Annotated in this window: 13 protein-coding genes; 2 read left to right on the top strand and 11 right to left on the bottom strand. The window is 29.2% G+C overall.

From position 1 onward, the window contains the following. Window positions 1-19: 19 nt before the first annotated feature. The 5 genes from B2S02_RS00980 to B2S02_RS00960 form a co-directional block, all read right to left on the bottom strand. Window positions 20-1,054, bottom strand: a complete 1,035-nt coding sequence (locus B2S02_RS00980) for a pyruvate kinase (protein ID WP_346848099.1) — start codon at window positions 1,052-1,054, stop codon at window positions 20-22. A 373-nt stretch (window positions 1,055-1,427) separates the two neighbouring features. Next, window positions 1,428-2,267, bottom strand: a complete 840-nt coding sequence (locus tag B2S02_RS00975; RefSeq protein ID WP_346848098.1) for a DUF975 family protein — start codon at window positions 2,265-2,267, stop codon at window positions 1,428-1,430. A gap of 165 nt (window positions 2,268-2,432) precedes the next feature. Next, on the bottom strand, window positions 2,433-3,230 hold the full coding sequence (locus tag B2S02_RS00970; protein WP_346892063.1) for an XdhC family protein: 798 nt from the start codon (window positions 3,228-3,230) through the stop codon (window positions 2,433-2,435). A 13-nt stretch (window positions 3,231-3,243) separates the two neighbouring features. Further along, the gene (locus tag B2S02_RS00965; protein ID WP_346920145.1) at window positions 3,244-4,263 is read right to left on the bottom strand and encodes a molybdopterin-binding protein; all 1,020 of its coding nucleotides are present in this window, start codon (window positions 4,261-4,263) and stop codon (window positions 3,244-3,246) included. Window positions 4,264-4,368: 105 nt separating this feature from the next. Beyond that, window positions 4,369-5,664: a uracil-xanthine permease family protein gene (locus B2S02_RS00960; RefSeq protein WP_346848095.1), complete on the bottom strand. Its 1,296-nt coding sequence runs from the start codon at window positions 5,662-5,664 to the stop codon at window positions 4,369-4,371. A gap of 389 nt (window positions 5,665-6,053) precedes the next feature. Between B2S02_RS00960 and B2S02_RS00955 the strand changes: the two genes are divergently transcribed. Both B2S02_RS00955 and B2S02_RS00950 read left to right on the top strand, forming a co-directional pair. Then, entirely contained in the window at window positions 6,054-7,247 is a 1,194-nt protein-coding gene (locus B2S02_RS00955) for a PLP-dependent aminotransferase family protein (protein ID WP_346920144.1), read from the top strand. A gap of 83 nt (window positions 7,248-7,330) precedes the next feature. Then, window positions 7,331-8,527: a pyridoxal phosphate-dependent aminotransferase gene (locus B2S02_RS00950; protein WP_346848093.1), complete on the top strand. Its 1,197-nt coding sequence runs from the start codon at window positions 7,331-7,333 to the stop codon at window positions 8,525-8,527. 105 nt (window positions 8,528-8,632) lie between these two features. Here B2S02_RS00950 and B2S02_RS00945 read toward each other — a convergent pair whose 3' ends face one another. The 6 genes from B2S02_RS00945 to B2S02_RS00920 form a co-directional block, all read right to left on the bottom strand. Next, window positions 8,633-9,496, bottom strand: coding sequence for a GNAT family N-acetyltransferase (locus tag B2S02_RS00945; RefSeq protein ID WP_346848092.1), 864 nt, complete (start codon window positions 9,494-9,496; stop codon window positions 8,633-8,635). A gap of 133 nt (window positions 9,497-9,629) precedes the next feature. Further along, complete coding sequence (locus B2S02_RS00940) at window positions 9,630-11,549, bottom strand: bifunctional 4-hydroxy-3-methylbut-2-enyl diphosphate reductase/30S ribosomal protein S1 (RefSeq protein ID WP_150844231.1); 1,920 nt, start codon at window positions 11,547-11,549, stop codon at window positions 9,630-9,632. Between the two features lie 58 nt (window positions 11,550-11,607). Beyond that, entirely contained in the window at window positions 11,608-12,270 is a 663-nt protein-coding gene (gene cmk, locus B2S02_RS00935; RefSeq protein WP_346848091.1) for a (d)CMP kinase, read from the bottom strand. A gap of 95 nt (window positions 12,271-12,365) precedes the next feature. Then, window positions 12,366-13,583, bottom strand: a complete 1,218-nt coding sequence (locus tag B2S02_RS00930; RefSeq protein ID WP_346876179.1) for an NAD(P)/FAD-dependent oxidoreductase — start codon at window positions 13,581-13,583, stop codon at window positions 12,366-12,368. A gap of 233 nt (window positions 13,584-13,816) precedes the next feature. Next, on the bottom strand, window positions 13,817-15,169 hold the full coding sequence (gdhA, locus tag B2S02_RS00925) for an NADP-specific glutamate dehydrogenase (RefSeq protein ID WP_207656739.1): 1,353 nt from the start codon (window positions 15,167-15,169) through the stop codon (window positions 13,817-13,819). A gap of 244 nt (window positions 15,170-15,413) precedes the next feature. After that, window positions 15,414-16,301, bottom strand: a complete 888-nt coding sequence (locus B2S02_RS00920) for a MurR/RpiR family transcriptional regulator (RefSeq protein ID WP_035132970.1) — start codon at window positions 16,299-16,301, stop codon at window positions 15,414-15,416. Between the last annotated feature and the right edge of the window lie 94 nt (window positions 16,302-16,395).

Here is a 16,395-nt window from a genome sequence, read left to right as displayed (position 1 = left end):
ATCCATCTTCATTTTTTTCTTAACTAAGATAACTATATTTATCTATAAATTCTTTAGTAAATCTTATAACATGGAGAGGATTTTTACCTATCCCAACTTCTCCAGCTAGCATAATTCCATCAACCTTATTTTTTATAAAATTATATAAATCATCTAATTCAGGAATTTTAGGTTTTCGGGCACTTCTCATAGAATCTAACACATAGGTTGCGATTATAAGCTCCTTTTTTTCAGATTTCATCTTTCCTATTATTTCATCCTGTACAAAAGGAATTTCCATTATGTCCAATTCCGAGAATAAATCTCCCCTACCTAGCATAATTCCATCAACAGATTTTAAAATAGAATCAAAATTAAGAATTCCTTCTTTACACTCTATTTTTGCCCAAATTTTAGGCATAATAATTTGAGGATTATATTTCTTTACTTTTTTTATATATTCCTTTAATTCTAGAATATCAGATTCTCTCGTAACATAGGAAAGACATATTATATCCACACCACTTAATAGGCCAAATTCAATATCCTTCTTATCCTTTATGGTTAACGTCATACCCAACCTATCCATTCCCGGAGCATTTAACCCCTTCTCACCTCTAACCATGCCACCTAAAACGACTTCTGCCTTTATTGCCTCTTTATCCTTAAGCTTTCCTACAACATTAAATTCCATTGTTCCATCCTTCATAAGAATTTTTTTGCATTTAGAAAGCCATGTAAATTGTCCTTGAAAAGAAATTGGAATTAATGTATTCTTTCCACTATGTCTAAGATTTTCTTTAAAAAATTCTTCACTACAAAAATATACGGTTTCTCCAAAGTTAACCCTTAATTGGCCATTAAACAAATTAGATACTCTAATTTTATTGCCTTGTAAATCTTGAATAATAGAAATATCAGGATAATTCTCCTTCATATACTTAATTTGTTTTTTAGCTGTATCATTTTCTATATGAGAAAAATTCAATCTCATTGAATTCATTCCTGCATTTACAAACTTATCTAAATCATTTAAGGTCTTAACATTAGGACCTATTGAACATACTATCTTCATTTCATCACCTAATCATTTATTTATATTTATATTTATATTTATCCAATACATAGCTAATTAATATATTTTATCTTTAATGTAATCTATTATAAATCTATCATCTTTATTCATAACAAACAATAGCATTTATATACAATCTTAAATCTTGAAGTAATATTTTTTTAATTTAGGCTTTAGTTTATTAATTTCCAATTAGACTTAATAATAAAAATCCAAAGAATTCCTTTGGATTTAAGTTGATATACATCTTCTTTAATTATGATATAAACATTTATATATAAACCTAGTTAAAATTTAATTTACGCTAAATACTAAGTTATTATATAAGTAATCTCATTCATAGACAACTTATATAGATATATAACACATATTGTTAATTTAATGGATTAATTTCATTATATATAGGTTTATTATTGTATCCAGATATTTCATTAAAGAAATTCAAAAATGTTGTATTCATATATGGGGTTAACCATAGAAAGCTAATTCCTATAATTAACGGTAATATAGTAATGAGTATTTCATTAAATGAAAAAACTGCAATTATAGCTACAACTACACCTGGTACAATACATAAAATCACCCAACCTAAAAAGCTAAGGTATAGTACAAATAAACTCCATACATTCCCTTTCATTAATTTAAAACTTTCTTTTATACACTGAATTACACCCTTACTATTATCTTCACATACTAAAATCACTGCTGGGAACAAATATAAACCCAAAATAATTATTGGTATACATAAAACTAACGTAACCAGAACAATCATTGTTGTCATGCCTTCAAAAGATGGAATAGAATTACCTGATAAAGAACCCATAAATATCTGGTTACTATAATGAATTGCTATAAACCCTACAACTATACCAATAATAATTATTATTGGTATGTACATTAATACTATTAAAAGCTGTATACCCATACCTTTTCCCCAAGTCTTACCTGAGATAAGTATATCAGAAAATTTAACTTTCTTATCCCTAGAAATTTTAAGATAAAATGAATTACTCATAATTGCTATACTTAAGCTTACTATTATGCTTATAACTGTTATCAGAAGTGATGGTCCTATAGTATCTTTAAAAGTCTCAGAACCAAGACTTATACTTCCTTGAATTACAAAGATTATTAGTGTTATTAAGACCGGTATCTTCCACTGCCCCCTTAATTGATCTTTAGATTTACTTTTTAAAGCTTTTCGATTTACCATTCTTTTCCCCCTTAGAACTCCCTTTTATTTATATATTAATAAAATACAATATTATCTATCATACTTTACTTTTTAGAAAGAAAATTAACCCTTATATAATTAAAATATTATGAACATATTGATTATATTACAATAATTCAAGATAAATTTTTATCTCTCTATATATTATTGTAATTTTTTATGGGCTAGTTTTCCATTATTTACAACTAATGAAATTTCTGCCATTATAGATAATGCTATATCTTCTGGTCTTTCACCACCTAATTCTATACCAATAGGTGCATATACTTTATTCAACAAATCTTTGTTAAATCCTTCATCTAATAATTTATATATAGTTTTTTTTATCTTAACTTTACTTCCTATCATACCAATATAATTTGCTTCAGTATCTATAATAGTTTTTAAAGCTTCATAGTCATGGAAATGTCCCCTAGTTATAATTACTATACTGCATTGATTATTTATAGGATATTTTTTTAAATTTTCTTTAATATCTCCTAGTAAAAGCTCATCAGCTAATTTAAATCTTTCCCAATTACAATATTCTTCCCTATCCTCAAAAACTACAATATCATATCCTAATACATTAGCTATAAAATGTAGTGGCAATGCAATATGTCCCCCACCAACTATAAGAAGTTTACGCTTAGGCATTAATACTTTTATATATACTTCAATGTTTCCTCCACAAACCATATTAAGCTCTTTATTAGCTTCATTCAAACTATATTCGTATCTACCACTTCTTTGTGTTTCTATAGCCTCTATACTAGATTTTATAATTTCATCTTCAACTGCACCTCCACCTATAGTACCAATTACAGTACCATCTCTTAGAACTCCCATTATGGTACCTTCTCCCCTAGGTGAAGATCCACAAGCCTTAGTAATTATAGAAAGAGCTACAAAATTCCCATTCTTCACTTGCTCATTCACTTCTTCAAGTAAAGTAATACTCATATAAAATACCTCCCTATTTCCCAAATGGACAAATTGGATAATGACATATATTACATTTTAAGCAAAGCCCTCCGTGAGATAACTCACTTATTTCTCTTTTACTAATTTTATCCTTTGCCATTATCCTAGGAAGTAAAACATCAAATACAGTTATTTTAGAGAACATTCCACAAGCTGGAATCCCCACATAAGTTATATCATCACTATATGCTAACATAAACATAGCTCCTGGTATTACTGGAGATCCATAGGTAATTATCTCTGAAGCTACTTTTTCAATAGCTACAGGTGTTAAATCATCTGCATCTACTGACATTCCCCCACTGCATATTATTAAACTGCATCCTCTAGACTTAAATATCTCTATAGCATTAGTTGTTTTTTCTAAGTCATCTGGAACAAATATGACATCTTCAACAATAGCTTTGTAATTACTAACCTTTTCCTTAAGTATTGGAGCAAATTTATCAGTAATGATGCCTTCATAAACTTCCGTACCAGTAATAATGATTCCTACCTTCTGAACTTTAAAAGGTATTATGTCTATAATCCCTGATACATTTCTTAATATATCCTTAACTTGATTGATATATCTTTTTTCTACAACTAACGGTGTTACTTTTGTAGCAGAAACAATTGTATCCTTTTCTACAACAGTATTATTGTGTAATGTACTTACTACAATGTCTTTAATATAATTAATTTCATATAACAAACTAGTGTTAATTTTCAAAAGCCCATCCCGAGCAGCTAAAATATTTACTTTTCCCTCACTAGGTGATTTAATGTAGGTATTTTCTCCTCCAATTGCTTGTCCTAACTCTAAAGCTGCTTGGTCTTCATGAAGCATTTCTGAATTCATTTCAATAATATAAACGTGATTTTTCCCTATAAACTTCAACTCTTCTATATCTTTTACTTCTATTATATGTCCTTTTTTAAAAGCAGCACCCTTGAATTCCCCCGGTACGATCTTAGTTAAATCGTGGGCCACCACCATCCCAATAGCATCTTCAACTTTAACTTTTTTCATTGTCACACCCCCATGTTATATTTTATTATATTATATCATCAGATGTAAAAAAATACCACCTAATACATAATCTTTGTATTAAGTGGTATTTCAATGAATGCATAGTTAAGCTACATATTCATTTCTATTTTCTTCTTTTTCACTTTTAAAATTTAAAATCATATTTAATATAACCCCTACAAGAGCTGCTAAGCTTACGCCTGTTATTTTAACAGATGCACCAACTGGAATTCCAATTGATATACCAGTGTATTTTTCTAAATTAGTAGTACCAAGACCAATTATTATTATAGTAGCTATTACTACAATGTTTTTCCAATCAAAAGTTACATCTCCATTTTTAATAGTTTTAAATCCTATTAATGAAATCATTCCAAATAACATGATACTAATACCACCCATAACAGCACTAGGTATAGATAATAGTAATCCTCCTAATTTAGCTACAAAACCTAGGACTATAGCAAATATTGCTGTAATTCTTATTATTGATGGATCATAGTTCTTTGTTAATGCTAAAACTCCAGTATTCTCTCCATAAGTTGTATTGGCTGGCCCTCCAATAAATGCAGAAAACATAGTTGCAAGTCCATCTCCTAATAAAGTTCTATTAAGACCGGGATCTTCAATGAAGTTTTTACCAACTACTTGCCCATTTGTAGTAATATCACCAACATGCTCCATTAGTACTGCTAACACCACTGGTGCAATTACGAGTATAGATGCCATATCAAATTTAGGCAGTGTGAAGCTAGGTACCGCTATATATGCTGATTTAGATATTATGCTAGTATCTACTATATTAAAAATTAATGAAAGTATATACCCTGATGATACTGCAATAAGTATAGCTAACTGTTTTGAAAAACCTTTCCCAAATAAGTTAATGGATAATGCTATAGCTAAAGTTATCCCTGCTATAATAAAATTTTCACTAGCCATTCCTATAGCTGTAGGTACAAGGTTTAATCCTATAGTTATTATCATAGGTCCTACCACTTGGGCTGGAAGGAGTCTTTTTATAGTGGTTACACCAATTTTCTTAACAAGAAATGAAATTATTACATAAATAAAACCTGCAACTAACAATCCGCCTTGTGCATATGCTAAATCTCCGCCATTTAATTCTCCCGCAGCTATTATTACCGGTATAAATGCGAAGGAAGAACCAAGGAATACTGGAACTTTTCCTTTCGTACAAAGGTGAAATATCAAAGTACCACATCCTGCGGCAACAAGAGCAACTGAAGGGTCAAGTCCTGTAAGTACAGGTACTAGAACCGTTGCACCAAACATAGCAATTAAATGCTGCATAGCAAGTACCATTCTTTTAGTCTCTTCCTTAATAGATCTCTTTGCCAATGTTTCTTCTGCTTCTTTTTTTAATGTTATTTCTGACATATAAAGCCTCCTTAATATTTTTAATATTAGGAGAAATTTCTTTCTCCCCTTTCAGTATCTCAGTACTGATTAAAAGGTATATAAATAAAAAAACTTCTTACTTTCGCAAGAAGTTATATACATAAATATAGTGTGTCCTGTAATTATATCTACCTTCTTGCCAGCCTCTCTGGACTGATTTAAAGAAATATTTAATTATTTAATTTATTCTTTAAGTCATTATACTACTTCTTCACTCAAATAACAAGTATTTTTAAGATTTATTTTATTACTCTTTCCACTATATTAAAATATCTTGAAAAAACATGCAAATAAGTTATAATAAAATCATGGTACATAAGATGAATAGTATAATTAATTTTAAAACATAATTATGGGGGGGTGTATATATGAATATACGTTATGCGAATAGGACTTCAAATTTAAAAGCGTCTGAAATAAGAGAACTTTTGAAATTGACTGAAAAGCCAGAAATCATTTCTTTTGCAGGTGGATTACCAGCACCTGAATTATTTCCTTTAGATAAACTAAACGAAGTAGCATCAAAGGTTATAAAAGAAAAAGGCCAAATAGCTCTACAATATGCTTCTACTGATGGTTACATGCCTTTGAGAGAAATAATTGTAAAAGAAAGAATAGCGCCTACAGGAGTAAAATGCGATACTTCAAATGTTATGCTAACTAATGGTTCTCAGCAAGGTTTAGAGTTTTCTGCAAAGCTTTTCATAAATGAAGGAGACACTATTGCATGTGAAAGTCCAAGCTATCTTGGCGCTTTAAATGCATTTATGGCTTATGGTCCTAAATTCTTAGAAATACCAATGGATGAAAATGGTATGATTGTAGAGGAATTAGAAAAAGCATTAGAAAACGAAGACCACAATATAAAAATGATTTATACTATTCCAGATTTTCAAAATCCAAGTGGAATTACAATGAATATCGAAAGAAGAAAACGCTTATCTGAACTAGCTGCTAAGTATGAAATACCTTTAATTGAAGATAGTCCCTATGGAGATTTAAGATTTGAGGGAGAAAGTCTTCCTTCAATTAAATCCTTTGATAAAGCTGGTTATGTAATTAATCTAGGTACTTTCTCTAAAACTTTCTGTCCTGGACTAAGACTTGGATGGATATTAGCAGAAGAAGAAATAATTAAAAAGTATATTTTAATTAAGCAAGGCGCAGACTTACAATGTAATACTTTTGCTCAAGTTATCGCAGGAGAATACATGAAAATTTACAGTTTAGATGATCATATAAAGAGCATAATTGAAGTTTATAGAGTTAGACGTGACTTAATGATAGATAGCATGAAAAAATATTTCCCTGAAGACGTTAAATACACTTATCCTTCAGGAGGGTTGTTTACTTGGGTTGAATTAAGAAAAGATTTAGATTCTGCTTCTATTATGGAAGATGCTCTAAAAGAGAATGTAGCCTATGTACCTGGTGCTTCTTTCTTCCCTAATGGTGGAAAGAAAAATTTCTTTAGATTAAATTACTCTAATATGCCAGAAGATAAAATCGTAGAAGGAATAAAAAGATTAGGTAAAGTTCTTCATAAATATTATACAAAATAGAAACAATATGTAATGTATACTAGTACAATAATGAAAATAAATAAACTTAAATATTTATTCATATTATTTTAGGAGGAGTTAAAATGGAATTTTCAAAAAGAATACTGGCTATGGGATATTCACCGATTAGAAAACTAGCACCATATGGAGCTGAAGCTGCACGTAAAGGAGTAAAAATATATCATTTAAATATTGGTCAACCTGATATTGAAACTCCAAAGGAATTCATGGAAGGAATTAATAACTATAAAGATGATGTACTTAAATATGCTCAATCTCAAGGAATAGATGAAGCAATTAATAGTTTTATTAAATACTATAAAGAATGGGATATAGATTTTGAATCTAATGAAATTCTTATTACTAATGGAGGTTCTGAAGCTATTTCTTTAGCATTAACAGCAATTTGTGATGTAGACGATGAAGTAATTATACCAGAGCCTTTCTATACCAATTATGCAGGATTTGCACAAGGTGCTGGCGTAAAAGTGGTACCTTTTATAACTAAAGCAGAAGAAGGATTCCATCTACCAGCAAAGGATGTTATAATATCTAAAATAACTCCTAAAACTAGAGCAATCATGGTTTCTAACCCTGGAAATCCAACTGGAGTTGTTTACACTGAAAATGAAATAAGAATGCTTGCTGATATATGTAAAGAGAATAACCTATTCCTTATTGCAGATGAAGTATATAGAGAATTTGTTTATGATGGATTAAAATACACTTCTGCTCTTTATATGGAAGATATTAAAGATAGAGTAATTTTAATAGATAGTATATCTAAGCGCTATAGTGCATGTGGTGCAAGAATTGGTTTAGTAGCTTCTAAGAATAAAGAACTTATAAGTCAAATTATGAAAATGTGTCAAGTTAGACTATGTGTTCCAACTATAGAACAACTAGCAGCAGCAAATTTAATCAATACTCCTAAAGAATACTTTATTAACGTTAAAAAAGAATATGAATCAAGAAGAAACATTCTGTTTGAAAAGCTTTCAAAAATGCCAGGTGTTATATGCAAAAAACCTACTGGAGCATTTTATATTGTAGCAAAGCTTCCAATAAAAAGTGGTGAGGATTTTGCAAAATGGTTACTTACAGACTATAACTATAATAATAAAACTGTTATGGTTGCACCTGCAGAAGGTTTCTATGCAACAGAGGGTCTTGGTATGGATGAAATAAGATTATCTTACTGTTTAAATACTGAAGCTCTAGCTGATGCAATGGACATATTAGAAAGAGCTTTAGCTGAATATGTAAAAATTGAAAAATAGTAATCAAAAAAAGAAATTAAGTTTCATGACTTAATTTCTTTTTTATTATATTTGTTCTTAATAATTATAAAGTATAGTTCTATATTTACTATATTAATTATTATATTAAAATGAATCTATATTATCTTTCTTATACTCATGGTAAGTATCAATTGTTTTAAACCTTTCACCTATATATAAATTTACAGCTTCTATATTTTTTTTATCACATTTAAGATATATTTTACTATTTCCAAGATCATGAGCTATATTTACTATATATTTTAGTAGCTTCTTTCCATAACCTTTGCCTCTATATTCCGGTAAAATTCCAAAGTTAGCTATATAAATTTTTGAATCTTTTTTTATTAATTGTCCATACCCTACATGAACTCCTTTATGTTTAATAAAAATACATCCTTCTGGAATATAATAATTTTGATATTTTTCATATATAATATCCTCTTTATTTATAGACTGTCTATTAGCTGAATCAAAAACTTTATTCTGAATTAAACACCTATATTTTTCATCTTTACCTTCTTTAAAGGTTTCAAAAGAAATATTTTCATCATTATTCTGTTCTTCATAGGAATTTATATCTCTTTCCATTTCAATAATAGCTCTTTCTACACTAAATCCTAGTTTAATCAATAAAGTTGTATTCAAGTTATTATTTTCACTGATTATAATTGAATTACAACTATTGAAAAACTTAAAAACTTCTTTATAATACTCAAAAGTACTATATTCTGGAATAAACTTTATACAGTGTATTTTATATACTTGATATTGAAGTTTACTATACCATAAAAACCCTATATATTTTTGTTGAGATTTTATATACTTGATGTTTTTTCCCAAAAGGAGTTTTTTAAATATATTCTTATTTGTACAAATCTCTATGAGTTCTTCTTTATACTCATTAGTAATATCAAACTCATTTATAAAATTTAAATTTGAATTATTTAATGTTTCTAATTTATACATAAATCCATCTACCTCATACTTTTGAATCTATATATATATTATAATCCAAATTTAAATAATATAACCATTTTTAGTATATTTATTTTAATTTAAAATAGAAGATACACCAGTATAGTGTATCTTCTAAAAATTTTTATGCCTCTAAATCTTTAATGCTAAGTCCAATTTTCTTTCCTTCAGCATCTACTTGAGTTATAACAGCTTTTACGATCTCTCCAATTTTTAAAACATCTTCAATTTTTTCAACTCTCTCATTAGAAATTTGAGATATGTGGACTAATCCATCTATACCTTCTTCTAATTCAACAAATGCTCCAAATGGTGCAAATCTTACTACTTTTCCAGCAACAACATTTCCTGTTGGATATTTTTCATTAATATTATTCCATGGATTTTCACTTAACATTTTAACACTTAAAGCTAATTTGTTATTTTCTCTATCAACTTCTAAAACACCAACTTTAATAATCTGACCAACTTTAAATAATTTTGATGGGTTATTAACTTTATTCCAAGACATTTCTGAACTGTGTAATAAACCATCTATACCATTAATTTCTACAAAAGCTCCAAAAGCAGTTAATCTTTTAACTTCACCTTCAACTACCATTCCCTTTTCTAAAGAAGCCCATGTAGTAGCCTTTTTAACTTCATTCTCCTTCTCTAAAAGTTCTCTTCTTGAACCAACTATTTTAACTCTATTTCTTTCTCTAGAATACTCTATAAGTTTTATATCAAAATTTTGTCCTATATACTTAGACAAATCACTAACTCTACTTAATTCTATATGAGATGCTGGTATAAATACTCTTTCTCCTTCAAATAAAGCTACAAGTCCACCTTTTACTTCTTGTTTAACTTGAACATTTATTATCTCTCCATTATCAAAAGCAGCCTTTAACACTTGTTGTTGTTCAGCTCTTAAAACCTCAGTTCTTGATAATACAACTAATCCATCAGAATTTTTTCTGTTTATTACTTTTGCTTTAATAACATCTCCTACTTTAATTTGTTGATTTAAAGGAGTTTCATTGTCTCTAGAGTATTCCTCTGCTGTTACTATAGCCTCAGTTTTTGTACCTATAGTTAAATATGCTTCTTTTTCATTTACTTTAAATACTTCACCTTCTAAAATACTTCCTACAGATATGTTGCTAGTATCCTTAAAATATTTATCATAAAGGTCCATATCCTCTTGACTTATATCGTTTTGTTTTTTCATTTTACTAATAGCCTCCTCAATTACGTACTCTGGAGTTGACGCCCCAGCAGTAATTCCAATTTTATTTATATTTTCATTCCCTATCATATTTAAAAGTGAAGAATCTACTTTTTCTACATGATAAGTATTTTCACAATTTTTTTTGCAAATTTCATAAAGCTTTGTAGTATTTGAACTATTATATCCGCCTAAAACTATCATTAAATCAACCTCTTTAGAAAGTTTATTCGCTGATTCCTGTCTTTCTTCTGTGGCATTACATATAGTGTTAAAAGCTACTATTTCTTTAGCTAATGATATTATCCTGTTCAAAACCTTTTCCCAATTACTTTGCTTTTCTGTAGTTTGGGAAACTACACATACCTTGCTCTTAATTGCATCTATGTTTTCTCCATCCTTAGATATAATAGCTGTATCATTACACCACCCATTAATCCCTATGACCTCTGGATGCTTATCATCACCAACAATAATTATATTATATCCTTTGTTATAATACTCCTCAACTTTTTGTTGTATATTTCTCACATATGGACAAGTCCCATTTTCTATTATAACATTATTCTTTCTTAAATGGTCAAATACATTTTTGCCAACACCATGAGATCTTATTACTACAACATCATTTTTTTTAAGATTATATGCTTCTTCTAGAGTTATAGAATGAATACCTTTTTCCTCTAAGCTTTTCACAACATCATTATTATGGATTAATGGCCCTAATGTGTATATATCCTTATTATATTTTTCTCTCAATCTTATAGTCTCTTCAACTGCTCTTTTTACTCCAAAACAAAAACCTGCTTTATTTGCAAGAGTTACTTCAGACATATTATCCTCACCTCTAATACCATTTACTATAAAACAAATTATTTTATATTACACATGACTATTTATCTACATTTATATATGATATGTACTTAGATATGGCATCTACTACTTCATTTATACCCATAGTAGAAGTATCAATCTCTATTGCATCTTCAGCTTTTCTTAAAGGATCTACTTCTCTATTTGAATCAATGTAATCTCTTTTTTTTATATCTTCTAATATATTATTATAATCTACTTTTACATTCTTGGCTATAAGCTCATCATACCTACGTTTAGCTCTTTCTTCTGCCCTAGCTGTCAAGAATATTTTTAAGGATGCATTTTTAAGTACTACTGTGCCTATATCCCTACCATCCATGATTACATTGTAATTTTTAGCTATTTCTTGCTGCATTTCAACTAGCTTTTGTCTAACCTCTAGTATAGATGCATATCTCGACACATTATTAGTAACTTCAATACTCCTTAACTCATCAGTCACATCTATATCATTAACAAATAGGTTATCATTATCAAAATACATCTTCAAAGTATCTATAAGTTCACATAAATCACCTACTTGATTAGGTTCAACACCCTTTCTCATTGCAAATAAAGTAACTGCTCTGTACATAGATCCAGTATTTATGTACATTAAGTTATATTTTTCTCCTATTAATTTAGCTATAGTACTTTTTCCTGCTCCAGCAGGACCATCAATAGCTATTGATATTTTCATAGTTTCACTCCTCAGTTATATAGTTACTATCAATCTATAATTTAAATAGATGTTTTTAAACTATAAATTTCTCAATAATAACTTTACTTGTATATTTATATCTTACTTCCTGCTATAAAACCTGTAGAAATAGCAATCTGTACATTATAGCCTCCCGTATAAGCATCTACATCTATTACTTCTCCAGCAAAACTTAGGTTAGAAACCACCTTGGATTTCATTGTAGACGGATCAATTTCTTTTGTATCAATGCCTCCAGATGTAACTATTGCTTCTTCTATAGACCTTAATCCTCTTACATCCATTGTAAGATTTGAAATAAGATTTAGAAAAAACTTACGTTGTTCTTTTGTAATACTATTTACCTTTTGATTTTCTGGTATTTTACTTAAATTAATCATAATAGGAATTAATTTTTGTGGAAATAAATCATTTAATGCATTCTTAAAGTCCTTATTATTATACTTTAAAAAATCCTTTTGTATTCTTAAATCTAACTCTTTTTCGCTAAGTGCAGGCTTAAGATTTAATACAATCTTATACTTTTCACCTGGTTTTATTAAACTGCTTGCACTAAGACATAATGGACCAGAAATTCCAAAGTGAGTAAATAACATTTCACCTTGATCTTTAAAAATAATTTTATTGTTCTTATCTAATAGTGTAAGTTGTACATTTCTTAGTGATAAACCTTGAAGGTCTTTTACCCAAGCTTCATTAATTTCAATTGGTACTAAGGACGGTTTTATAGACACTACATTATGACCCAAACTTTTGCAAAATCTAAACCCATCACCATTAGATCCAGTTTGAGGATATGAAGCCCCGCCAGTAGCTAAGATTACATTATCACATTCTATATAATCATCATTATCAAGGATTACTGAAGTAATCTTATTATTTTCAACTTTTAATTCTTTTACAGCAATTCCAAGTTTAATTTCAATATTTTTCTCCATTAAAGTTTTTTCAAAGGCTTTTATAATATCTGAAGATTTATCTGAATTAGGAAAAACTCTATCCCCTCTCTCTACTTTAAGTTCAACTCCTCTTTCATTAAAAAACTTAATAGTATCCTCATTGGTAAATGTATAAAGAGCACTATATAGAAAATGAGGATTAGTTGGAATATAATCAAAAAACTCACTAATATCCTTATTATTAGTTACATTACATCTACCTTTCCCAGTAATAAACAGTTTTTTGCCAAGTTTATTATTCTTTTCTATTAATATAACCTTATTGTTTTTACTTGCTGCTATTGCAGCCATCATTCCAGCTGGACCTCCACCTACAACTACTACTTGTGCCAAAAAATCACCATCTCTTCTGTTTTATTTTAAATATATTCCTATATTATAATTTAATATAAAATTCCTAATTATTCAATGAATTTATTTTGTTAACTAAAATTTTATTCTACGTTTATTAGTAGAGTTTAATTATAATAAATTACATTTAAAACTAAAATCCTTGTCATATCACATGAAAAAGGAGAGAATTTAAAAATTCCCTCCTTTAATATTAAAACTATTTTAATTTAATATTAAATATCTCCTTGAGCATGCATTGCTTCAGCAACTTTCATAAATCCAGCAATGTTAGCACCAGCAACTAAGTTGTATCCAAATCCACATTGTTCAGCTGCATCCATAGCATTTTTATGAATTGTTACCATTATTTGATGAAGTTTTTGATCCACCTCTTCAGCTGTCCAAGATATTCTCATACTGTTTTGTGCCATTTCTAATGCAGAAGTGGCAACTCCACCAGCATTAGCAGCTTTAGCAGGTCCAACTATTAATCCATTAGCTAAGAAGTATTCAACTGCTTCGTTTGTACATGGCATATTTGCAGCTTCACATACAAATTTAATGCCATTAGCAACGATTTGTTTTGCATGTTCTATATGAATATCGTTTTGAGTTGCGCAAGGCATTATGATGTCAACTTTAACACCCCAAGGTTTTTGTCCTGGGAAGAATTCGCATCCAAATTTATCAGCATAATCTTGAACTTTATCTCTACCTGAATTTCTCATTTCAACTAAGTAATTAATTTTCTCTGGAGTAGTTATTCCATCTTTATCATAGATATAACCATCTGGTCCAGATAAAGTAACAACTTTACCACCTAAATCAGCAACTTTTTGGCATGCTCCCCAAGCAACGTTACCGAAACCTGAAACTGCAACTGTTTTTCCTTTGAAGTCAGTTCCTTCATGTTTAAGCATTTCTTCACAGAAATAAGTAACTCCAAATCCTGTTGCTTCTGGTCTTACTAAGCTTCCACCATAAGTTAAACCTTTTCCAGTTAAAACTCCATTTTCGAAAGCTCCTCTAATTCTTCTATATTGACCATATAAGTATCCGATTTCTCTTCCACCTACACCGATATCTCCAGCTGGAACGTCCACATCTGGTCCGATGTGTCTTTGTAATTCAGTCATAAACGCTTGACAGAATCTCATGATTTCAGCATCAGACTTGCCTCTTGGATCAAAGTCTGAACCACCTTTACCTCCACCTATTGGAAGTCCCGTTAATGCATTTTTAAGAATTTGTTCAAATCCTAGGAACTTGATAATTCCTAAGTAAACAGATGGATGGAATCTTAATCCACCTTTGTAAGGTCCTATAGCTCCATTAAATTGTACTCTAAATCCTCTATTTACTTGAGTTTTACCATTGTCATCTTTCCAAGATACTTTAAACATTATTTGTCTTTCAGGCTCACAGAATCTTTCTAATAAGTTAGACTCTACATATTCTGGGTGCTTATCAAGTACAGGCCCTATAGAGTTTAAAACCTCTTCAACAGCTTGTATAAATTCTGGTTCAGCGCTGTTTCTTTTTTTCACGTTTTCTAATACTTGCTCAATATAAGCTTTAGTATCCATAGTATCAATACCTCCTAAAATTTAAACAAAATTATTTATATAATTTACTTTTTGTATGATAACACACTGAAGTAAATCTTTACATGTAATATATATTCTATGTATTTGCTTTTTTTCCTTCTTTTTTAAAAACATTTTAACAGATTTATTGCAAATACTAAAAACGATTACATGCCTTTATTTACATAATAGAATACTTTTGTATATAAATCAACATAATTTTATAAAAATTTAGACATAAAAATTAAAACTTGTTAATATCTTTATTTGTTTTGTAGGAATAAATTTGATATTCTTGCCATACTTGCTCAAGTTCTGTGAAGGTTTTAGATATTTTGTCCTTTTCCTTTAATCCTACAGCTATAATAAGAGCATTAATAACACTTAGTGGTGCCACTAAAGAATCAACAAAGGAAGCCATATTACTTTCAGCTATTAGTACATAATCAGCTTTAGTTGCTAACGGAGATAAAACGCTATCTGTAATTGCAACAACATCAGCTCCCCTTGACTTTGCATAATTAAGGGTTTCAACAGTTCTCATAGCATAACGTGGGAAACCTATACCAATGACACAGTCTCCTTCACCTAATGTTAGCATCTGTTCAAAAATATCACTCATCCCGTAAGATACGATTTTTACATTGTCTAATATTAAATTTAAATAAAATCCTAAAAAGTCTGCCAATGCAGCGGAACTTCTTAATCCTACAATATAAATTTTCTTAGAGTTTAAAATACTATTAACTGTACTTTCGAAAGCCTCATAATTTATTTTTTCCATTGTTGCTCTAATATTTTCTATATCTGATTTTAATACTCCTTTTAAAGCGTTATTAGGAATAATAAAATCATTAGATAATTCTATTCTTTGAGCTGTGGTAAGTTTGTTTTTTATAAGTTCTTGTAGCGCCTTCTGGAGTTCAGGATATCCTTCATAACCTAATTGGTTAGCAAATCTAACTACTGTTGATTCACTTACACCAACGCTTGCTCCTAGCTTCGCAGCAGTCATAAATGCTGCTTTATCATAATGCTTTAAAATATATTCAGCTATGAGCTTCTGCCCTTTACTTAACCTTGAAAACTTAGTTTGTATCATTCTCATTAAATCAGTATTATTATTCTCCATCACTTAACTCCTTTTAAAAGATTATAAAGTATATAATTCATTTTACTGAAAAATGAATTATATACTTCATATTAACACAGTATGGATTATCCTT

This window comes from Clostridium sp. UBA7339 (genome assembly GCF_002470865.1).
In the GTDB taxonomy this organism is placed as follows: Bacteria; Bacillota; Clostridia; order Clostridiales; family Clostridiaceae; genus Clostridium_J; species Clostridium_J sulfidigenes.
This window is presented reverse-complemented; position numbering and strand designations above follow the sequence as displayed.